Source organism: Pauljensenia sp. C0170B4 (genome assembly GCF_056590235.1).
This window is the reverse complement of the sequence record NZ_JBWPVS010000003.1, coordinates 213,693-235,441: the sequence shown is the minus strand read 5'-3', so window position 1 is coordinate 235,441 and position 21,749 is coordinate 213,693. Positions and strand designations below refer to the sequence as shown.

The window sequence follows — 21,749 nt, the reverse complement described above, 5'->3', positions numbered from 1 at the left end:
TACGTGCGGTCGAAGGTGACGCCAACGTCAGGTGAATCGTGGTGATGCGGTGCGATGTTCGTACAATAGAGAGGACGCGGACGTGAACGTATCCCCACGTCTGACATTCCATGCAACACGGAGGTGACGGGTGCTCGACAGTCCATCTCTGCTCGGCATTATCGCCGCGCTGGTGATGTATGCAGTGTCCGTGTCGCCGTCCCTGCTGCCCAGATCCTGGTGGTGGCAAGCCGTCGTGTCCGGCGTTCTTGCATCGCTCGGATACGTGGTGGGAGTGGTGATCGAGAGCACCGGAACATTAATTTTGCGCCTGACTGACTTAACCATCAGTGCCTCGCCTGCCACCGAAACCGGGTTGCGGTGGGCCGCATTCGTTATTTTCATGATCTGGTTCATCCGATCAGTTGTTCAGTCATTCATCCACGCCCGCTCAGCTGCGCAACTGGTGGACATGCCCGGTCCGCGAATCAGTTCCATTGTGCTGGGACTGCTCGGAGCATTTGTGCTCTTCCACGTGATCATCGGTGTACTGGATGCGTTGCTGTGGATGTTGGCCACCCTGGTCACTTTCCTGGCGCGATGGATACCGATGTGGATTGCGTTGGCGGTGGGATGCGCAATCATCGTGGCGCTGCTGATCCTGTTGACCTCAAAAGTGATTATCGCTGGAGGTGTCACGTTCTTTTCCCGAAAGGCATGGGAAATGAACAACCGCACCGCCAAAGGGATCTTTCGTCCCGAGGTGCCCGAACGATCCGGATCCCACCATTCCCTGGTGTCGTGGGCATCCGTTGGCGGTCAGGGCCGCGTGTTTTTGGGACGAGGCCCCTCGCGCCACGACATTGAAGAGGTGACCGGGCGCGAGGCCCTCGAACCTATTCGCGTCTACGCCGGCATGCCGACAGGCGGGCAGACCCTCGCTGACGCAGCTGACATGGTGGTGCGCGAATTGGAACGCACCGGCGCATTCGAGCGGGCGGTCATCGCCGTCAATACGTCAACGGGATCCGGCTGGGTTGACGAGTGGGAAGTGCAGCCTCTGGAGTACCTGACCTGCGGCAACTGCGCCACAGCGTCGATGCAGTATTCCTACGCGCCCTCGTCCCTGCATTGGATGACCGGATTGGACCACTGCGTCGAAGCCGCGATCATGCTGTACCAGGCAGTCAAGAAGGCAGTGGACGGTCTGCCTGCTAATCAGCGGCCGGCGTTGTATATCACTGGAGAGTCGCTCGGCGCATTCGCCTCACAGGCTGTGTATACCGACCTGGCCGATGTGATGCGTCAGGTGGACGGTGCGCTGTGGGTGGGGACGCCCTCGTTCACCCCGATGCATCAGGAGCTGACAGAAAAGAGGCATCGCGGATCGCCCGAGGTGGCACCTGTTGTGGACAATGCGCGGCATGTGCGCTTTGCGACAGGTCCGGAGGATCTGCGCCACGATATATACGGCCGTGAACTCGGGCCGTGGCACTTCCCGCGCATCATCTACGCACAACACCCGTCCGACCCGGTGGTGTGGTGGACGGGCCGCCTGGCGTGGTACCAGCCGGACTGGATGCGTGAAAAAGCCGGCCGCGACGTGTCACCGTCCATGGAGTACACCCGTATCGGGACATACCTGCAGGTGCTGGCTGATTTGCCGGTGGCGGGTCGGGCACCCGGTGGGCACGGGCACACCTACCACCACGAACTGATCCCCATGTGGAAGGAACTGCTGGGGCTTGGGGACGCAGAACGTCCCAACACGCTGACCGATGGCCAGTGGGCTGATGATGCGATGCTGCGGAGGATCGGGCACGCCATTTCCGCCAACATTGCGCTGTCCGAACGCCAGTAGGCGGCGGTCAGGCAGGCTGCCGGAGAGCGAGTCCCTTGAGCGTTACTGGCGCGGAACTGCGATATCGACGGCAGACTCGTCAACCCTGACATGCACGGTCGAGGCTGTTCCAACCGGATCCCCGTCGACTTGCACGATGCGCGGCTGATCGACGTCGACCTTGACATCGCGGCACTGGCGAGCTGTCATGTGGCCGGTCGAAGCAGGCAGATCCAGTGGTGTCCATCCTGCTCCCTGCGCAAGAATCTTCCCCGCAACATCTGCCCAGCCAAGCAGACCTGCGCGCACGTCCACTGCCACCACGTCGAGGAGTCCGTCAGTCGGATCCGCATCAGGCACCAGCACCAGGTAGGGCAGCTCACCACAGTTGGCAACCATGATGGTCCGTGCCGGCACATCGCTCAGTTCTTCAACATCAGGGCGGTCACCCTCGTCTGCCTGCGCGTCGGGGTGTTCTGCCAGGTCAGGAGCCACCGTCGACTGGTCGGCGGAGACAGCATCCTTCAACTTCAGTGACGCCTTCATGCGTTTGCCGTGCAGCGCCTTCACACCGGAAATGACGTAGGCAATCCACCCGATCTTCTTCTTCAGACCAGAATCCGTGTTCGCCATCGTCTCGCCATCAAAGCCCATTCCGGCAATGACCGTGTAGGCGAATTCATCATCCTCTGCGATGGTGTCACCGTTCGCATCCAGGCGTTCGCGTGCTTCGCGGATCAGCTGGCCTTCAGCGGTCAGGTCGCCAACCTCGTCCGGATCTTCCATCCGCAGCCACGCCAAGTCACCGTGAATAAAGGTGCTGCCCAGCGCAATACGGATGGCTTCATCCAGGTCGTCGGTGGGAATATTCAGGTTGCGTGCCAGCAGGTTGCCGGTTCCGGCGGGGATGATTCCCATCGGCACGCCGCTATGAGCCAGGCTGGCCGCAACTGCACGCACGGTCCCATCACCGCCAGCAGCGATGACCAGTGATGCGCCCTTCGTCAGGGCCTCAATGGCCTGCCCGGTGCCGGGATCTTCCTCGCTTGTCTCAATCCACTCGATGTGGGAAACGTTGCATGAGCGCGCTACTTCTTCGACGTGGGCCTGGAACTGTTCAGTATCGGACTGTTTGGCAGGGTTGAACACGACCCACACGTTCTCCAGCGTCTTGTCGCTCTCATGCGTGTTGACGTCGAACTGGGCGTCCTGGCGCGCATTTGAGCGCGATTGCTGGAAGGCGAGCCAGCGTACGACCAACACCAGACCAGCTGCTGTAGCGCCAGCCGTGGCCAAACCGATCCATCGTGAAAGATTGATGCGTCCCATGAAAAGCTCCTATCTGACGGTGCGACTGTCTGGACTGTGCAGCTTCGAGTTCCCAGCGGTGCGGACGGGCCGGCCCGCCAGTCCTGTTCGACTCTCTGGTACCTTCTACCTCTATTGTCGGGCAAAGTGGGCGCAGGGGCGCGGCGGTTAATCCTTCTGCCTACTTCTCGGCCGCCGGCTCGATCGCCTTGCCGGCTTCAGCAGCCTGATTCTCGATGGTGCGGATGAAGTAGTCAACAGGGTAGACACCTGTCAGGTACGCGTTGTTGATGAAGAACGAGGGTGTTCCCGTCAACCCCACTGATTTGCCGTGCTGCGTATCAGCCTGGACGGCGTCCTTGATCTTCTCGGACGTCAGGTCGGCGCGGAATTGATCCAGGTCTGCCACACCTACCTGCTCAGCAATCTGCGTGACGGACTCTTCAGTGTAGGACGCATGATCTTGCGTGGGAGCCTGAGCGAAAACCGCTTCGTGGAATTCGACGTACTTGCCCTGCAGGCCGGCTGCCCGCGCAGCGGCGGCAGCGATGTCAGACCCCTTGTCGGAGAAGATCACCATGTCGCGGTACTCGATGCGCAGCGTCCCATTGTCAATCAGTTCCTGAAACTTGGGCTCAACCTCCTGGGCGTACTTGGCGCACATAGGGCACGAGTAATCCGAGTACTCGACCATCACGACGGGAGCGTCGACCTCGCCGCGCGCCATCGGGTCGTTGGGATCGCGTCGTGGCTCATCGGCCAGAATCTTCAACGCCTCCTCATTGGTCTGCGAGGGAGCGTAGTCCAGCTGCTGTTGAGTGGTTGCGGATTCAGAGTTTTCACCTTGCTGCGATGCCGCCTCGTCCTGTGTCTGCGAGGACGCCTCGCTTTGTGCCTGTGACGGCTGCGGCGCGGTGCTTCGCCCAACGAACACTCCGGCGGCGAACGCCAGGACCACTGCCAAAACAGCGGCAATGGCGACCAGGACGGATGACGAGGAGCGCGACGACTGTGAGCGCGCCGCACGAGCATCAGTGCCGTGCGTAGCTGATCCTGCTGGTGCGGAATTCTCGTCTGCACCAGCAGAGCCGGTGGAGGAGGCTTGTGAGCCGGAGACGGGCACGGTGCGCGTCAAATGTGAATCTGCGCGACCAGGTGATTCAGAATCAGAAGAAGTACGCTGAATGTCCATACACGCACATTATCGCGTTTTACGTGGCCACGTCGGTCGAGCCACCTCCGGTGCACAACGCGATGCGATCCGAAGATTCAGAGCAGATCCTTCTTCTGCATGATCTTGAGGGCCGCCCATCCGAAGGGGATACGACCGTAGAAGGTCACCAGTCGGTACAGGACGGCAGTGGACAGTGCCACCGAGACGGGGATGCCGGCAACCTGCAGTCCGCCGGTCAACGCAGCTTCCACCGGACCGATACCGCCAGGCGAGGGGATCACTGATCCCAACGAGTTCGACGCCAGATATGTCACCGCCAGGGTCAGCAGGTTGAGCTCACCGCCGAAAGCCTTGAGCGCTGCCCAGAACGCGCCGACGAAGCCGATATTCATCACGATGTTTCCACCTAGGACGGCGGCGATACGCTTGGGCTGACCCACGATCCAGATCAGACGCGGGTAGATCTGCTTCCACGTCGGCTTGATTTTTGCCCACAGCCACCTGCGCAATTTCGGCACTGCGAGCGCTGTGGCCACCACCGCCAGTACTGCGACCACGATCAGCACGATCGTCGACGTCGGCAGGGAAATGTTAAGCGGTGTGGATGATGCTCCGGTCAGCAAGATGATGAAAAGCAATGCGACAGTTGTCAGGAACTGGGAGATCTGCATGAGCGTGACCGTGGTGATCGCCATCGGTGTCTCAACTTTTTGTTTATTGAGGAAGCGCAGGTTCAGCGCCGCAGGACCGATACCGGCAGGAGCCACGACCGTCACAACGGACGCGGCGATCTGTGCCAGGGTCGCGTCAGACAGTTTGATCTTCTCGGTAGACAACGCCACCAACGGCACGGCAGCACCGAACCACGTGAGCGCACCCAGGATGAACGCGATAATAATCCACACCGGGCTGGCAGACGTAACAGCATCAGCGATTTCGCGGAAGTTCATCGAGCCGAGCACGACGATGAGGGCCACCGCGAGGATCGCGACCGTGATAATCGTCTTCGGGGCGAAGCGTTCAAGTTTCAAAAGCTGGGCGGATTCGTTCTTCTCATCGCCCACAATCGCAGTTCGCAGATTTGCCAACGTTTCACTCTTACGCACGGCACGGCTGATCTGCGCGGGCAGCACCGCGCCTTGCAACACCGGCGCGCTGGCCTTGAGTTCACGGATGCCTACCGCGCGCACCGCACTTTCCAGGGCGCGTTTTTCACCCACGCACACCGACAGCAACACCAGCATCTGAGCAATGTCGATCCTGCGGTTGAGCTCGTTCGTTGCTACTTCGCCCTGATCCCAGCCGAGCAGCCATACCTGTCCGGACGCGTCCAGCATCACCGAGTCGAACGTGAGATCGCGGTGCGTGATCGACCGGGAATGCGCCAGGAGTAACTGATTCCACACCTGATCCAGTACGTCGTCAGACAGGAGGTGATCAGGCGAATCCTTGAGCGTTGTCACCGGCGGGATCGCCTTGGATGCCACCAGGATTGAATCGCCTACTTGGGCCATTCCCAGTGGTTCAGCAACATGCACGCCAGCTCTGTGCGCAGCCAGCGTCGTCAGCGTGGAGCGTTCAGCGTTGGCTTTCAGCGACGGCGAGACCCATCGTGATATCCCGCGCAGACGCAGATTGTTCCATACGTCGATCAGCGTGCCTGTCAGTTCGCGACCCGGATCAAGCACCTGTACTTCCCACAGCCTGCCGTGGTCATCCCACACCGCATAGTGGCGGGCGTCGGGGCGTTGCGGGTAACGCGTGACGGTGTATTCAACCAGGTCCACATCGGTGGTGAACATGTGCAGATCCTGGCGCGTGGAAGTGACGTCAGCTTCCTCATCAGTGGAAGTGGTCACCTCATCGGTCACGTCAGTTTCAGGCGTGCCGGCATTGGTCGTCTCGCTGCCGGCTTGCACCGCGGTCGATCCTGGCCGAGCACCCACTAGTGCCGTATCGCGCCCCGGCTGCATGTCGGCCCCACTGATTGCCGAGGCAGACCCGTCCCCTGTTGGATGGCGATCCGGATTGACGCGCCGTGAGTCTACCTCGTCAATCTTCCACGTCACCAGCGGCGAGGTTGACGTTTCCAGGTCGGAACGGATGATCCGCGAGGGGACAATGCCGATCGACAGCAAGCCTTCGACAATGTCGATTCCAGTGGCACGCTGATCCTCGAAACCGAGGACCCATCGTGCCAGTGAGCCGATCATACGGCCAAGCAGCAGGGAGACGAGCGCTGACGGAAGGCTCATGGTGCCGCGAATGACGCCGAAAAATGCGACGACCGCCAGACCGAGCCAGCCGTAGCGGATGGAACGCATATGCGTCGTTTCGCCGGCTGTGGTGAATAACGCGGCAAGCGTCATGAGGACCAGGTTGATGGCGGCGTGTGCGCCGAAGGTGCCGGTGGCACCTAACGGAGCCGTGAAATCGGCAGGTACATGATCGAGCACTATCATCAGAACCCAACCAGTGAACGTCGCGATCGCCGCGGTCAGGAGTGTTTCGATGATGGTGGTGAGTCTTCCTCGCCGGGCAAGCGCGCCCACGATGACGATAGGGCCGGCCAGAATGATCAGGCCCTCGATCAGCGTGACGGGCAGCAGGAAAATGGCTCGCAGAGCGCCGGCAAAGACGTTGCGCACATCGTCGGTGACCCCTTGCGTGGTTGAATGGGCGTACATACCCAACACCCACACCAGTGCGATTCCCAGGAGTGCGAGGATAACGTCGGTCAGATCCTCACGTCGGCGCGTGCGCTCCTCATGACGGTCAGCGAAATACGCGGGCCGCGACAGGCGCGGAAGGGGAGCGGTCGCGCGTTGAGTGGCGGCGAGCTGGTCGATCGACAGGTCATCGATGGACGCGTCGGGGTTTGAGCCGGGCGGCTCAGTGTCAGTCTTGGCAGAAGCGTTCGTGGTGGATCCGTGCGGTGTGGGCGTCGACGGGCCTGACGTCGCGGAGGGCGATGCGGATGTGGGTGTGGCTGAGCCAGGTTCGACCCAATCGGATGTCGTCGACTGGGGTGCCGTCGAATCCGCGCCCTTCAAAGTCATACGATCTATCCTAATGGCGCAACGCCTATTCGTGCAGTAACACATATAGGGTAGTGCGTGCACCGTTTTGAGGTGTTATGCCCCGCTAATGAAAGGGAACTTGTGCTGGCTGTAACCGTGATGCCAACCGATCAATCGTGGTTGACAACCGTCATCGGTTGGTTCCACGATCCCGAATCCTTGCTGCTCGCGATGGGTCCGTGGGTGCTGTGGGGCACGCTGCTGATCGTCCTGATCGAATCGGGCATTCTGTTTCCGGTGCTGCCTGGCGACTCCCTGCTGTTCACGGCCGGTCTGCTTCATGAGCGCCTGGGGCTGCACCTGCCGACCTTGATTGCACTGACGTTCGTCGCTGCGTTTATCGGCGCACAGATCGGCTATTGGCTGGGGCGTCGATTCGGGCGGCGTCTCTTTTCCGACAATGCGCGGATTTTGAAGACCGAGCATTTGCACCAGGCTGAACGCTACTTCGTGAAGTATGGCGGGCGCTCGCTGGTGATCGGGCGTTTCATCCCGTTTGTGCGCACATTCATTCCGCTTGCCGCCGGTATCGCGCGCTACCCGTACGGCAAGTTCGTCATCTATAACTCGCTGGGCGCTCTGGCCTGGGGCGTGGGCATCACATGGGCCGGCTCCGCGCTGGGCGGTATCCAATTCGTTCACGATAATTTGTCAGTCATTATCATCCTGATCGTCGTGGTCTCGGTCATCCCCATGATCGCCGAGTTCGCCATTCAGCGTGTCCGTCAGTCTCGCAAAGGTCGCGCTGAAGCAGCCGAAGCATCCGCGCAGGTGTCGGATGCAGTCGATGCCGACTCCGAGGCTGCTGATCGCAGGTCCGGGTCAGTCAGCTCTGGTCCCGAAGCTGTCGACCCGAAGCCTGAGGCATTTCGGCGGGCCGGCAGCATCGCAATTGACGAGGGTGACCCGACCGGCACCGAACGCGCCACAGAAAGCTGATTCATGAACTGGGTTGCATGGTTGGGGCTGATGCCGCTGGTGATCGCGATGGTTGTCATCGCAATCCTTCCCGGCTATTTCTGGGTGCGCACACAGATCCGTTCATCGGTGGTGGCTGCTGCAGCCGGACCGGCACTCACTGTCGGAACCGTGTCGATCCTGTCGATGATCTGGCATGCGCTGGGAGTTCCGTATACCCGCGCTACCGTTATGCCGGTCCTGGCATTGCTGACCTGCGCCGGAGCTGCGGTTTATGTGCTGCGTCGGCGCGCAAACCCTGAACATGGCGAACTGCTTGGAGACAGCCTGGTGGCGCGGCCACCACTGCGGGCAGATGCGCCGGCCTCGCACGCCTACCGCATTCTGTCGCGCAGAGCGCGCGGCGCAATCTGGTTCATGGTGTTTGTCGGCTGGGTGCTGGCCGCACTGCCCATGCTGATCGCGGTCAATCCGCGTGATCCCGTGCAACAGTGGGACTCTGTTTTCCACGTCAATGGTGTGTGGTCGATTCTGGAGACCTCACGTGCGGATCCTTTCGGAGGGTTGGCACCTCTGTACGGTGGACGTGAAGTTTTCTACCCGAACGCCTGGCATGCGTTCACGGCGCTGTTCGCCACGCCCGAAACCGTGATTCAAACGTCGAACGCGGCCTCGCTGGCACTGATGGCGCTGTGGGCGATCGGTGGCACAGCGTTCACTGCTGTCGTCACCACTTCACGGGTTGCCGTTGTCGTGGCACCCGTTGCTGCGGGCTGCATGCTCTCCATGCCGGCTGACGCCCTGACCATGTACAACCAGTGGCCCAACGCGTTGGGAGTCATCCTTCTGCCGGGAATTGCTGCAATGAGCCTGGTCTGGGGCAGGCGGTTGGCGCGATCGACTGATCGTGGGTTGGCTGGCGCGTTTGCACATCTTCCGCTGGGAGGGCTGATTGCCCTGGGCTTCGTCGGCATGGTGCTCGCCCACCCCACGGCCGCGTTTTCACTGGCTGTGCTGCTGATTCCACCGATCATTGCGTCCATGTTCATCCTCGTCAGGCGCTCCGCGTGGATCGGTCACTACGGCGTGGCTGCGGCAACAGGGGTGGTGTGCGTGGTGGCGGTGTGCGCGCCGCTGTGGATGCTGGGTATGGATCGCGTGCAGGCGATGGGGGATTACCCGAGGCGGGGCATTTCTTACGAGCAGGCTTTCTCGACCTTCCTGACCCCTTATCCGCCTTTCACCCGCACCATCGGCTTGATCTTGACCATCACGATCACCGCGGTGCTGATGCTGATTGGCATCATTGCGCTGATCCGCGGCGCATTTGTGTGGTCTCGAGTGGTCAAGAACGACATTCCCACCTGGCCGTGGCCGTCAGTGGTGCAGCCCGAGGCAGCAGTGCCTTCCGGCGCAGCGGCCCCCTCCGACGAGGCAGCGCAAACCGATGCAGCGCTCCACTGCCAGACAGCAGATTCTCACGATGCGGCAGAGCAGCCCTCGGCAATGCTGCAGGATTCGACGGAGCCGCCCTCGTCGACGGCCTCCATGACCGTGAGCGAACGAGCCGACCTGTGGATCGCAACGCGCCAACGCGTGCGCGAATCGTATGGGCCGCGTCCGACAACCTGGCTCATTGTCTCTTTCCTGCTGTTCGCGGCACTGACTTTCATGGCGTATGCGCCAGATTTTCCCGGACGCACCTACCTGCTGGCACCGTGGTACATGGATGCTCGTCGCATCATGGGGGTACAGAACCTCACGATGATTCCTCTGATCGCGTTCGGTTTCGAGCAGCTCGTGAACTGGGTGCGCTCGCACAGGGTGCGCGCCGCTGACGAGCATCATGCGCAATCGTCACTGTGGCGGGTCGGCGCACTGCTCGGCGTGTGGATCGTTGCCATGTCACTGGGCGGCGCGATGGATGCTCGGCTGTGGGCGGTGCGATACGTGTACGACGCAGATCACCTAGGCAAACCCGGAATGTCAACGAACGCGGAGCTGAACATGTTCCGGCGCATGCCTCAGACGGTGCCAGAAGATGCGTTGATCGTCGGAGATCCCATCGCCGGCGAGGCCTACTCGCTGTCGATCGGACAGCGTCAGGTCGTGTTCAGGCAACTGTCGACGGTTAACAAGGACACGGTTTCGCAAGATATCCTGCGCCGATCCTTTAATGAGATCCACACCAATCCCGAAGTGTGCCAAGTGGTTCGTGACCTTGGAATCACGCACTTCTTTGAGGACGAAGATGGCCAGTACTACAACTTCGCACGCTCCTCGCGAATGCCAGGGTTCTACAACGTGGACACATCCCACGGCTTCGAGCTGGTCGACACTGGCGGCACGGCGAAACTGTACCGCATTACTGCCTGCGACTGACGAAGCGCAGGGCGCGCGGAGTATGACTCAGTGCTTGTCAGCTGAGACCTGCTCGCCGGCTTCTGTGGCAGCCTGGTTTTCCTGACGGTCGGCTATCGGCTCCCAATCGTCGTGGTCGATGCCTTCTTCTTCAAGTTCCTCCGCGGCGACGGCCCCCATCGCGTCGACCAGTTCGACGTTTTCAACATCGGAGTCCTCGACTTCGTGGCGCAGCTGCCTGGCGTGTTTGCGGGAAAAACCGCGATCGAGGCGCAGACGGCGACGTATCAACTTGAGAATGCGGCCGCGTCGCTCCGACTCGTCGATGATGTCCTGGCGAGTCTTGATCCACGAGTAAAACAGCACCACCATCAGCACGATGCCGCAGTACCCCAAGATCGGGAAGAGCTTGTTGACCAGCTCTTTGAACCCGAGGAATGACAGCCCGAACCCTGCCACTGTCAGCGCCAGCAAGATGACGCGGAACCGCATGTCGCCACCGTGCGAGAAACGCTTGGCCAACGCGTAGAACATGGCAATCGCGGTGTTGAAAATCATCAGGAACGTCACGATTGCCATCGCAAAGCCAAACCACGGATGGATGTGGTTGACCAGTGCCAGCATCGGCATGTCCTGGTCATACACGGTCGTCATTTGCGTCAGCAACGCGCCGGCGACCAGTGTGAGCAGTACGCCGTAGACGATGCCGCCGATCATTCCCCCGCGCCCGGCAACCTTCAGATCCGTGATGTCACCGCCCATGACGATCGCCATCGACACAACGGTGGACAGACACACGCCCACGTAGTTCAGGGTCGAAATATGCCACGCCGGAAGGGCCGTGTCCACCAGCTGCGCAGACTCGTGGATATCCTCCCACGCCGCATCAATGTGCGTGAATGACCAGATCACCACGATGAGGACGCACAGGATCAGCACGGGCGTAATCATGCCGATGATCTTCGTAACCTTGTCCACATCCAGCATTCCCACCAGCATGACCAGCACCGTGATGATCGCGGAACCCACCCATGTCGGCAGTCCAAACTGCTGTTCGAGATTCGAGCCGCCACCCGCAATCATGACGAAACCCAGGCTAAAGAGCGTAAACGTGATGATGATGTCGAACAGGCGGGCAAGGAATGGATGTGCCACCCCGCCGAATACCACGTTGTGGTCGCTGGCCAGAAAGTATGATCCGAGCTGAACGACCACCAGACCTGCGAATGAGAACACCGCACCGGTGATGACGGCGCCGACGATGCCCCACACCCCAAATCCGGAGAAATACTGCAGAACTTCCTGGCCTGAGGCAAAACCTGCACCAACGGTGATGCCGATGAAGGCAAGGGCAACAGTCAAGACTTTTTTATTCATGAACGGCTTTCGACGCGAACATTTCCTTTGATACTTTAACCTGCTTTGCTCGTTCACATGCGACTTTTATGCCGGGCGCCAGCGGCAGCGATCGGCCAGTTCGGCGATTCTTCCTTGTGTTCGCCGCTATTGACGAGGGTGGCTTCCACCTCCACTGCTGTCACTTAATCCACACGCTTATCCACACATGGGGAAAACTACATCAGTGTAATTCAGCAGATAGCTGTGGCTTGACGTCGCTTATTTCGCCGACACCTCGCCGGTAGGGGCACCAGGTTCGGCCTGGTTCTGCAACACTGATTCACCGTCAAGATCGTCGTGAGCAATACCACGCGCATCAAGGTCGTCACACGTTTCTGATCCGATGGTCCCCACCAGCTGAGCATTTTCAATGGATGAGGCGCTCACTTCGCGGTCCAGACGTGCCTGATCGAGTCTGGAAAACACACGATCCGTGCGTAGTTTGCGTCTGAGCAGACGCGTGATTCGCCCTCGTCGATCAGTTTCCTCGTTAATTATGCGGCGCGTGCGAATCCACGAGTAGCCCAGCACGCCCATCAGGATGAAGCCGGCATAACCAATGACGGGGAACAGCCAGGTCACCAGGTTCTTGAAGCCGAAAGCCGACAGGACGGTGCCGGCCACAACCAGCGCCACCAGCACCAGGCGAAAACGGCCGGTGCTTCCTGTGGAGAAACGCGAAGCCAGCGCGTAGAACATGCCGATCGCAGAGTTCAGGATCATGCCGAAAACAACCAGTGCCATCACGTGCCCCGCCCACGGTGCCGCGCTGGCGGCCAACGCCAGCATCGGCATGTCATCGCGGTACACGGTCGGCACGTGCACATACAGCGACACCGTGATCGCCAGCAGGAGGACTCCGAAGAACACGCCGCCGAGAAGGCCGCCAAAGCCGGCCACTTTCGGATCGGAAATATCGCCACCGATGACGATCGCCATTGACGCCACCACGCATAGGTTCATTGCCACGTAGTTCAGTGACGACAATGACCAGTGCGCAATGGTGGTGTCAACCAGCTGCGTTGAAGCGTGGATGTCACTCCAGGTGGCGTCGATGTGTGTCAGCGCGTAGATGGTCACCGCCAGGACGCAGATGATCAGCACCGGTGTGAGCGCGCCGATGATGCGCGTAACCCTGCTGACATCCAGAAACCCCATCGCCAGAACAACCACGATCACGATCGCTGAGCCAACCCATGTCGGCAGGCCGAACTGCTGATTCAGGTTCGTTCCTCCGCCGGCAATCATGATGAAACCAATTGAAAAAGCTGTGACAGTGACGGTGACGTCGAACAGGAATGCCAGAACCGGGTGCGCCACCTCGCCGAACACGACTTTGTGATCGCTGGCCAGGAAATAGGACCCGAGCTGGACAATCACGAAACCTGCGAATGAAAACACAATGGCAGCGGCCAATGCGCCGACCAGGCCCCACGGACCAAAACCGACGAAGTATTGAAGGACTTCCTGCCCGGAGGCAAAGCCTGCACCCACGGCGATCGCAATGTACGCCATGGCAACGGTCAGGACTTTCTTATTCATCTGTCGATCCGTTCCCGGGTCGCTTTCTCGCTGATGGGCACCTCCAATAGCGCCGGCGCACCGTCGCGGCGTGGCACACGCCGCGGGGAAAGTCGCCCTCGTCAGTGACCCGAAGTAGTGATACCCACGAACTATAGTTGACCAACCCTGCCGTGTGCGCGCGATTGAGGGGCGTCACCGCACATGCCCGCGACCCCTCCCCGCTGGCGCGGTAGTAACGGGCGGTGTATCTGAACTACCATGAACACATGATTGATATGCGTGCCTTGCGAGAAGATCCCGAACCGGCCCGCGCCTCACAGCGTGCGCGCGGCGCAGACGTGGAACTGGTGGACCGAATCCTCGAAGCCGACACGAAGCGGCGTGAACTGCTCCAGGAATTCGAGCAGCTGCGCTCGCAGCAAAAAGAGGTCTCTCGATCTGTGGGGCGTGCCAGCAAGGAAGAGCGGCCCGCAATCCTGGCTGAGGCCAAGGAACTGGCTGCGCGGGTCAAGAATGCTGAGGCCGCATCGAACGAAGCAGGCGAAGAAGCCGACAAACTGGCACGCATGCTGCCGAACCTGATTCTGCCGGGAGTGCCCACCGGTGGTGAAGAAGACTTCGTGGTGCTGCGCCATGAAGGCCCCGATCCGCGTGACTTCGCGGCCGAAGGGTTCGAGCCGAAAGATCACCTGGAAATCGGTGAAAAACTGGACGCAATTGACGTCGAACGCGGCGCCAAGATTTCAGGATCGCGTTTCTACTACCTCAAGGGAATCGGCGCGCGCCTGGAGCTGGCGATGATGACCATGGCGCTGGATCAGGCTGTCGCTGCAGGTTTCACTCCGATGATGACGCCGACGCTGGTGACGCCGCAGGTCATGGGTGGCACAGGATTCCTCAACGAGCATTCCGATGAAATCTACTACCTGCCTGCTGACGATCTGTACCTGGTGGGCACCTCCGAAGTGGCGCTCGCGGGCTACCACATGGGTGAGATTCTGGACCTGAGTGACGGCCCGAAGCATTACCTCGGATGGTCAACCTGCTACCGGCGCGAAGCTGGGGCAGCCGGGCGCGACACGCGCGGCATTATCCGTGTCCACCAGTTCAACAAGGCGGAAATGTTCTCGTTCTGCCGCCCTGAGGATGCTGAAGAGGAGCACAAGAAATTCCTTGCGTGGGAAGAAGAGATGCTGGCGAAGATGGAACTGCCCTACCGCGTCATCGATACTGCGGCCGGCGACCTCGGCACCTCGGCAGCACGCAAGTTCGACTGCGAGGCATGGCTGCCGACCCAGCAGCGCTACATGGAGGTCACCTCCACATCGAACTGCACAACCTTCCAGGCCCGGCGCCTGGGCATTCGAGAGCGCCGCGATGGCCAGATGTTCCCGGTTGCCACGCTCAACGGCACACTGGCGACAACCCGCTGGCTCGTCGCGATCCTGGAGAACCATCAGCGTGAAGACGGGTCCGTGCGCGTGCCTGAAGCAATGCGGCCCTACCTGGGTGGAATCGACGTCCTGGAGCCGCGGTGAGCATCCCGCTCCTCACACCGCCCCCGTCCGGCGAGCAGGCCATCCCCTTCGATGAACTCGTCGCGAGGGCCGAGGCCGGCCTGCCCTCGTCACTTCCCCGCGATCCGACCAAAATCATGGTCGCCCTGGACGTTGACGGCACATTGTTGCTTCCCGAGGGTGCCTCTGAGCGTGTCATCAGCGCATTCCATGACGGTGTTGCTGCCGGAATGAAGATGGTGATCGCCACTGGGCGAGGCGTCAATGCCGTCGACCCGGTCTTTGGCTATCTGAAAGCCAGTCAGGGGTGGGCGGTGTGTTCGAACGGCACCACGATGGGTCAGTGGGATCCCCAGCTCGAGGGTGGTCGACGCGTGGTGCGCCGGCACAGTTTCAATCCCGCAGAAGCAATTGACGCGTTACGCCAGGTCATGCCGGATGCATTGATCGGGTCAGAACGCGACTATGGATACGCTGTTTCTGCGCCGTTCCCACATGGTGAGCTGATCGAAACGTTCCGCGTCGAATCGATGGAGAACCTGCGCAGCACTCCCAGCACCAAACTCGTTGGCCGTGCGCCGTCGTTGACGCGTGAAGAATTCAGCGAGGCGATCGCGCAGACTGGCCTGGCTGACACACATGAAGTGGCGATCGGGTGGACGTCCTGGGTGGATGTCGGGCCTCGTGGCTTTACCAAGGCGACCGGTCTGGAAGAACTGGCTGAGTACCTGCAGGTGCCCCACAGCGGCACCGTCACGGTGGGGGATGGAACGAATGACATCCCGATGCTGCAGTGGGCCGCGCACGGCGTAGCGATGGGCGGCGCTGATGAGGACGTGCGCAGCTATGCCGATGCGGTGACCGGGTCGGTGGAAAATGACGGCGCTGCCGCTCTGGTCCGCGCGATTTTGAATCGCTTCTGACTCACCGGCTTGTCACGGACCTGAGGACGGCGACTGGCGGCTCGACACACAAACGGTGTCTGTCAGGTGTCAAAACCGAGTTATTGCTGACAAAAAGGACCCTCGGCCCCTCACGTTCGTGGCCAATGAGATATAAATGAAGTGGCTTATCGTAATGGTTACGGCCGATACGAGGAGCACCCGTCACACACGTTGAACGCCGACTCGCTTGCGTATGCCGCAGGGGTGAATGAGCGCTCAGTCCATACATTTGAAGGCAGGAGATGTCACGGTGTATTCACACGCATCGCCCCTGGAGCATTCTCCGCTCGAATCACAGTGCTCATCATCGACGCACACATCCAAGCCAGATGCTCACGGTGCCACACGTCGCCCTCGGCAACCACGAATGCGACGAGCACTGATTGCGGCTCTGGCTGTATGCGCATGTGGAGCATTGGCGAGCTGCGGGACGCCCCAGGCGCAGGAGAAAACCGAACTGGACTTTTTCCAGTTCAAAGGTGAAGCCAAAACAGATTTCGAAGAAATCGCGGCTGATTTTGAGGCCGAAAATCCCGACATTGACATAGTCATTAACCAATCGGCAGATGCGGACACCGCGATCCGTACGCTCCTGGTGAAGAACCGCCCGCCGGATGTCATCACCCTGAACGGTAACGGAAAATTCGCTGACCTGGCACGAGCCGGCGTCTTCCACGACTTTTCAGGTGACCCGCTGCTTGAGCACATTAACCCGGCTGTGCAGGACATTCTGGCTGACCTGGGAAATGCGGAAGGCGAAGTCAACGGTGTCGGCTATCTGAACAACGCAGACGGCATCATCTACAACCGCCAGATTTTCAAGGAACAGGGCCTGGAAGTTCCCTCCACATGGGAAGAACTGCTCGATGTGTGTGAAAAGCTCAAGGCCGCTGGCATCACACCGTTCTACGGGACGGTGGCCGACGCGTGGACCACACTGCCCTCATTTAATGGGTTGGGCGCCTACGCCGCGCGCGACGGGTTCTTCGACACCATGCGCGAGCAGGGTACGGATATCGGGCCGGATTCGGCGGTGTCGTTCCAGAAGAACTTCACCGAACCGATGCAGCGCCAACTCACCTTATTCGGATACGCACAGGACGGATGGCGTGCCCGAACCTACGACGACGGCAACGCCGCATTTGCCAACGGTGAAGTCGCCATGCTGATGCAGGGTATCTGGGCGCTCAATCCGATCCGTCAGGCAAACCCCGACGTGGATGCGGCAATTTTCCCGTATCCGGCTCCCGAAGGTGAGGGCGCCGACCAGCGCCTGCTGGTGACTGGCGTGGACGTCGTTGTGACGATGGGGAAGGGGGCGGCGCACCCTGAAGAGGCACGCCGCTTCTTCGACTACCTCTTCCAGCCTGAAGTCATCGAGAAGGTCGCGAAGTCGCAATCCATGTTCCCCTCCCTCAGAGAAGCTGACTACCCGGATGATCCGGCAATTCAGGAACTGGCTCCGTTCTTCGACGGAGGCCACATCGCAGGATTCGTGGACCACCACGTTCCCGCCTCTATCCGACTGGACCCTCTGGTCCAGCAAGGATTGTTTGATGCAGACCCATCAGTGACACTGCAGCAGCTGGATCGCCAGTGGCGTGAATACGCTGCACGCACTGTGGAGTGAAAGGAAAATCCATGTCATCAACACCTGGTGCTGGCGCCGGATCGCACAATGCCGGCAGCACGGACGGCGAAGACGGCCGCATGGTTGACCTGCCGCCACAGTTGCGCGAACGCATGCGCTCACGAGACACAGCAACGGCGAGTGAACCTGCACGTTCGGTGACCACCACGGCAACGGCTACGGCCGTGTCGGGTACGGCCTCATCGGGCACACTCTCGGCTAAGTCCTCGGCCTCGTCCGCACGCAGGTCCGGTTCAGATAAGGGGAAGCGACGAACAGTGTCGCCCACCAAGGACCGCACGTACACGATGATTGTCGTGCCCGCGCTCATTGCGTTCGCACTGTTCCATACACTGCCCGTCCTGATCGGCGTGTTCTTCTCGTTCACGAACTATGCCGGATACGGAACGTGGAAATTCGTTGGAATCTCCAACTACATCAACATTTTCCGCGACGAGCGCATGTTCCACGCCTATGCGGCCACCTTCATTTTCGCCATCATCGCCACGATCCTGACGAACGTGATCTCGCTGATCATCGCCGTGGCGCTGAACTCGAACATTCTGGCCCGTAACTTCTTCAGAGGCGTGTTCTTCATCCCCTACGTCCTGTCGGTGCTGATCATCGGCTACGTCTTCAAATTCATGTTCTCAACATCGTTGCCGAAGATTTTCTCCAGCATTCCGCTGTTCAGAGACAACATTTTGACGCACCCGATCGCCGCATGGGGAGCGATCATCACGCTGGCCGTGTGGCAGGCAAGCGCATTCGCGATCATCTTGTACCTGGCCGGACTGCAAACCGTTCCAGACGATGTGTACGAGGCTGCCGCACTGGATGGTGCGAACTCGTGGCAACAGTTCTGGAAGATCACGTTCCCACTGATCGGCCCCTTCTTCACCCTCAATATGGTGCTGAGTTTGAAGAGCTTCCTGCAGGTCTTCGACCCGATCATCGCGCTGACCGACGGCGGACCGGGCACGGCAACCGAATCGGTCTCCGTCCTGATTTACCGAGGCGGCTTCACCGGCGGTGAGTTCGCCTACCAGACAGCAAACGCGGTGTTCTTCTTCGTGGTGATCACCATCGTGTCGCTGTTCCAATTCAGAATTTTGCAACGTGGGGAGGGAAAGTAACATGACTGCTCCCATGACACCAGGCACACCGATCGAATCAACGTCCTCGTCAGCGTCGTCGCCCTCGACGCGAGGGACAGCCGGGCAGAACTCGGCCAACACGTCGACGCGCAAGATACGCCCTTCAAAGAGGCGCCGCATCAACTGGGTGGCCACGCTGTTTATCCTGTTCACGTCTCTGGGCGTGCTGATCCCGATGTACCTCGCCGTGGTTGTTGCGCTCAAGTCGCCTGATCAGGTGCTCAACGGCAACGGGTTTGAACTGCCGACCTCGATCCGCTGGCAGAACTTCGCGGACGCCTGGGAGCGCGCCGACTTCAAGCACGCGCTGGTCAACACCGTGTTCGTCACAGCACTGACCTTGGTGTTCACGATTTTGACCTCGTCGATCGTGTCCTGGGCGATTGCACGGAACCTGCATAAGCCGTTCTTCAAGGGCGCGTTCTACTACCTGCTGTCGGCACTGTTCATCCCGTTCCCGATCATCATGCTGCCGATCATCAAGCAGATGTCGATCCTGCACCTGGATCGACCCATCGGCATGGTCATCCTGTACACGATCTTCGGATTGTCGATGAACTCGTTCATCTACGTCTCCTACATCCGCTCGATTCCCATTGAGCTGGAAGAGGCGGCGCGCGTGGATGGCGCATCCACGTGGCGTGTGTTCTGGCAGGTGATTTTCCCACTGCTCACTCCGATGAATGCGACGGTCGGAATCATCACGTGCGTGTGGGCATGGAATGACTTCATCTTGCCGCTGGTTGTGCTGACCGACCCGGCGCACCGCACGCTGCCGCTGGCACAGTATGTGTTCCAGGGACAGTTCAACCTGGACTACTCGGTGGCATTCGCCTCCTACCTGATGGCGATGGCTCCGCTGCTGCTGGTCTATGTGTTCTCTCAGCGCTGGGTGATCTCGGGTGTGACCCGCGGATCCGTGAAGGGCTGATCCCGTACACATAACTCAAGGGGCGCCTCGGGGTGTGAACTCCGGGGCGCCCCTTGAGTTATTGACATGTGACAGGGGCGACGTCCACAGTCGCACTCGTCAACTCCGTTAAGCATGGATGAACGAGGGCGTCGCTGCGTCGCTACTGAGACGGATGCGCAGTGTCATCGGTTCGTGCTGTCATGGTGATCCGCATTGCTGGCGATCCGCACGCTCAGCGGCAAGTGTGGTGAGAACGTCCTGCAGCACTAGTCCGTGGTTGTGCTCGGGGTCTTTTGCCGCGATGAGCAGCGTGACAACATCGCAGGTGAGATGGTTTTCCACGAAGTCGCGTGCGGCTCCGCTGTCAGCCAGTTCCTGACGGTAGCTGTGTGCAAACTCCTCAAATCGTTCGGGTCGGTGTCCGAACCAGGTGCGCAGCTGCGGTGATGGTGGCAGGTCCTTGTTCCATTCGTCCAGGGCGGCGCGCTCCTTGGAGATCCCCCGTGGCCAGAGACGATCGACAAGAACCCGGAGGCCGTCAGACGGCTCCGGATCCTCGTAGATGCGTTTGAGATGAAACTCAGGCATTCACGACAAGCTCTTTCTTGAGGCCGCCGAGTGCCTTGGAGACGGGGCAGTTGTCCTTTGCCCACTCAGCCTTTTCCTTGAAGGCTTCAGCATCGAGGCCGGGAACCTTACCGCTGACGGTGAGTTTGGCTCCGGAAATGCCGTCCTTCGGGTTGAAGGAGACCTCGACAGTGGTGTCGAGGAATTCGGGTGCATGTCCGTTTTCGGTCAGCTCGTTGGTCAGTGCCATCGAATAGCAGGTGGCAAAGGCTGCTGCGATGAGTTCTTCGGGGTTCGTGGTGCCCTGGCCTGGATCAGTGCGCTTGCCCCACGCGACGTCCAGTGTGACCACACCGGATGTTTCGAGTGTCGTTTGTCCGGCGCCGTCTGTCAGGCCACCTTCCCAGTGGGTGCTCGCAGTGCTCACAGTTGAATTCGCCATTGTGACTCCTCTCATAGTGGATGTGCACTTCATGTCTACCCTATTTGCCGGCTCGGCGCGCCCTCAATGGAAATATTCAGCGCGCGGCGAGATTATTTTGGGTGAGACCATGCGCGTGGGAATGCGGTGTTGGCGCCTGGCGGCGCTGTCACATCCAGCCGAACCTGGCCGGGTGCACCTGGACGTGTTGGCTCATCTGTCGCCGCACGACCGAGTGCACCTAGCGCTCGTAGGTCACGCATTACAAATCGTTGAGTTCGTGATAGGTCAGCAATCCAGCGTCACGGAATCCGAGCCGCTCAAACAGTGCCCGCATGGGCGTGTTTTCGGATCCGTATCCGCGCGCAGATGCCCGTTCGGTGACTGCGTCGCAGCGAATTCAATCAGCTTGCGAGCCAGTCCCATTCCGCGAGCTTCTTCGGCAACGATCAGTCGGTGCATCACCCATGTTCCCTCCTTCCCTCGCGCGGAGTCTTCCACGTCAGATTGGCCGCATCGTAAAACGGGCCGGGAGTGTCGTCGATACTCAGATAGGCCAGGACGTCTCCTCTGCTGGCAACCCCCCCATCCGTAGCCGCTTCGAATATCTGCCTCAATATGCTCGGTCAATGGATAGATGCCAGATTGCCACTGATCAAGTCCATCGCGCTGCATCCGATCAGCTTCGCGGGCAAACAGCGCCATGATCTGCTCGGTGTCGGCACCGATCGCGCGGAATTGGCGCGCGCCTCAATCAAGCGCTCAAGGTAGAAATCAACGGATCAAGGTATAAGACTTTGAACTATCAACGGGCAAAGGTCTTAGTCAACTGGTCAAGGTGCTACGGGAGCGTCGGATCAACTGGTCAAGGTAAGAGCGCCTCCACGTGCAGTCTCCTCACAGCCAACTGCAAACCGGCGCCGACCCGTGAAAGCAAACCGCGCCCGCCCCGTGAAAGCAAACCGGCGTGCATGTCACGCAGACGCACACGCCGGTCAGCAGTTCACAGCCCTGCGGG

General features: G+C 60.1%; 16 protein-coding genes and 1 pseudogene. 9 read left to right on the top strand and 8 right to left on the bottom strand.

The window, feature by feature from the left end; translation table 11 throughout:
* The first annotated feature begins 130 nt into the window (after window positions 1-130).
* The gene (locus AC1EJ1_RS05310) at window positions 131-1,840 is read left to right on the top strand and encodes an alpha/beta hydrolase (protein WP_480295482.1); all 1,710 of its coding nucleotides are present in this window, start codon (window positions 131-133) and stop codon (window positions 1,838-1,840) included.
* 42 nt (window positions 1,841-1,882) lie between these two features.
* Here the strand turns inward: AC1EJ1_RS05310 and AC1EJ1_RS05305 are convergent, their stop codons facing one another.
* The 3 genes from AC1EJ1_RS05305 to AC1EJ1_RS05295 all read right to left on the bottom strand — a co-directional run bounded on the left by AC1EJ1_RS05305 (window position 1,883) and on the right by AC1EJ1_RS05295 (window position 7,360).
* Complete coding sequence (locus AC1EJ1_RS05305; protein WP_070726015.1) at window positions 1,883-3,148, bottom strand: diacylglycerol/lipid kinase family protein; 1,266 nt, start codon at window positions 3,146-3,148, stop codon at window positions 1,883-1,885.
* Window positions 3,149-3,308: 160 nt separating this feature from the next.
* Window positions 3,309-4,319 carry a DsbA family protein gene (locus tag AC1EJ1_RS05300; protein WP_058237635.1) on the bottom strand — a complete coding sequence of 337 codons (1,011 nt, stop codon included), beginning with the start codon at window positions 4,317-4,319 and terminating at the stop codon, window positions 3,309-3,311.
* A 77-nt stretch (window positions 4,320-4,396) separates the two neighbouring features.
* On the bottom strand, window positions 4,397-7,360 hold the full coding sequence (locus AC1EJ1_RS05295; RefSeq protein WP_070726012.1) for a lysylphosphatidylglycerol synthase transmembrane domain-containing protein: 2,964 nt from the start codon (window positions 7,358-7,360) through the stop codon (window positions 4,397-4,399).
* Between the two features lie 120 nt (window positions 7,361-7,480).
* Here AC1EJ1_RS05295 and AC1EJ1_RS05290 point away from each other — a divergent pair.
* Window positions 7,481-8,119 (top strand): annotated as a pseudogene (locus AC1EJ1_RS05290) (DedA family protein); the annotation flags it as partial.
* Between the two features lie 204 nt (window positions 8,120-8,323).
* Window positions 8,324-10,681 carry a DUF6541 family protein gene (locus AC1EJ1_RS05285; RefSeq protein WP_070726011.1) on the top strand — a complete coding sequence of 786 codons (2,358 nt, stop codon included), beginning with the start codon at window positions 8,324-8,326 and terminating at the stop codon, window positions 10,679-10,681.
* A gap of 27 nt (window positions 10,682-10,708) precedes the next feature.
* On the opposite strand, the gene AC1EJ1_RS05280 is transcribed toward AC1EJ1_RS05285, so the two are convergent.
* A complete protein-coding gene (locus AC1EJ1_RS05280) occupies window positions 10,709-12,037 on the bottom strand; it encodes a YkvI family membrane protein (protein ID WP_058237638.1) in 1,329 nt (442 codons plus the stop codon).
* Window positions 12,038-12,277: 240 nt separating this feature from the next.
* The gene (locus AC1EJ1_RS05275) at window positions 12,278-13,600 is read right to left on the bottom strand and encodes a YkvI family membrane protein (RefSeq protein ID WP_070726010.1); all 1,323 of its coding nucleotides are present in this window, start codon (window positions 13,598-13,600) and stop codon (window positions 12,278-12,280) included.
* 248 nt (window positions 13,601-13,848) lie between these two features.
* On the opposite strand from AC1EJ1_RS05275, the gene serS reads away from it, so the two are divergent.
* From serS to AC1EJ1_RS05250, 5 genes are all read left to right on the top strand, one after another.
* On the top strand, window positions 13,849-15,120 hold the full coding sequence (gene serS / locus AC1EJ1_RS05270) for a serine--tRNA ligase (RefSeq protein ID WP_058237640.1): 1,272 nt from the start codon (window positions 13,849-13,851) through the stop codon (window positions 15,118-15,120).
* Complete coding sequence (locus tag AC1EJ1_RS05265; protein ID WP_070726007.1) at window positions 15,117-16,022, top strand: HAD family hydrolase; 906 nt, start codon at window positions 15,117-15,119, stop codon at window positions 16,020-16,022. Before serS ends, AC1EJ1_RS05265 begins: the two co-directional genes overlap by 4 nt.
* A gap of 388 nt (window positions 16,023-16,410) precedes the next feature.
* Complete coding sequence (locus AC1EJ1_RS05260; RefSeq protein ID WP_058237946.1) at window positions 16,411-17,673, top strand: ABC transporter substrate-binding protein; 1,263 nt, start codon at window positions 16,411-16,413, stop codon at window positions 17,671-17,673.
* 11 nt (window positions 17,674-17,684) lie between these two features.
* Window positions 17,685-18,809, top strand: a complete 1,125-nt coding sequence (locus tag AC1EJ1_RS05255; protein ID WP_227469227.1) for a carbohydrate ABC transporter permease — start codon at window positions 17,685-17,687, stop codon at window positions 18,807-18,809.
* A gap of 1 nt (window position 18,810) precedes the next feature.
* Window positions 18,811-19,761: a carbohydrate ABC transporter permease gene (locus AC1EJ1_RS05250; RefSeq protein WP_227469225.1), complete on the top strand. Its 951-nt coding sequence runs from the start codon at window positions 18,811-18,813 to the stop codon at window positions 19,759-19,761.
* A 180-nt stretch (window positions 19,762-19,941) separates the two neighbouring features.
* Here the strand turns inward: AC1EJ1_RS05250 and AC1EJ1_RS05245 are convergent, their stop codons facing one another.
* The 3 genes from AC1EJ1_RS05245 to AC1EJ1_RS05235 all read right to left on the bottom strand — a co-directional run bounded on the left by AC1EJ1_RS05245 (window position 19,942) and on the right by AC1EJ1_RS05235 (window position 21,406).
* Entirely contained in the window at window positions 19,942-20,331 is a 390-nt protein-coding gene (locus AC1EJ1_RS05245; RefSeq protein ID WP_070726004.1) for a DUF488 domain-containing protein, read from the bottom strand.
* Window positions 20,324-20,752, bottom strand: a complete 429-nt coding sequence (locus AC1EJ1_RS05240; RefSeq protein WP_070726002.1) for an OsmC family peroxiredoxin — start codon at window positions 20,750-20,752, stop codon at window positions 20,324-20,326. Before AC1EJ1_RS05240 ends, AC1EJ1_RS05245 begins: the two co-directional genes overlap by 8 nt.
* Before the next feature lie 267 nt (window positions 20,753-21,019).
* Window positions 21,020-21,406, bottom strand: coding sequence for a GNAT family N-acetyltransferase (locus AC1EJ1_RS05235; RefSeq protein ID WP_227469255.1), 387 nt, complete (start codon window positions 21,404-21,406; stop codon window positions 21,020-21,022).
* Between AC1EJ1_RS05235 and AC1EJ1_RS05230 the strand changes: the two genes are divergently transcribed.
* Entirely contained in the window at window positions 21,350-21,502 is a 153-nt protein-coding gene (locus AC1EJ1_RS05230) for a hypothetical protein (RefSeq protein ID WP_157886259.1), read from the top strand. The two genes, AC1EJ1_RS05235 and AC1EJ1_RS05230, sit on opposite strands and share 57 nt — an antisense overlap.
* The last annotated feature ends 247 nt before the right edge of the window (window positions 21,503-21,749 follow it).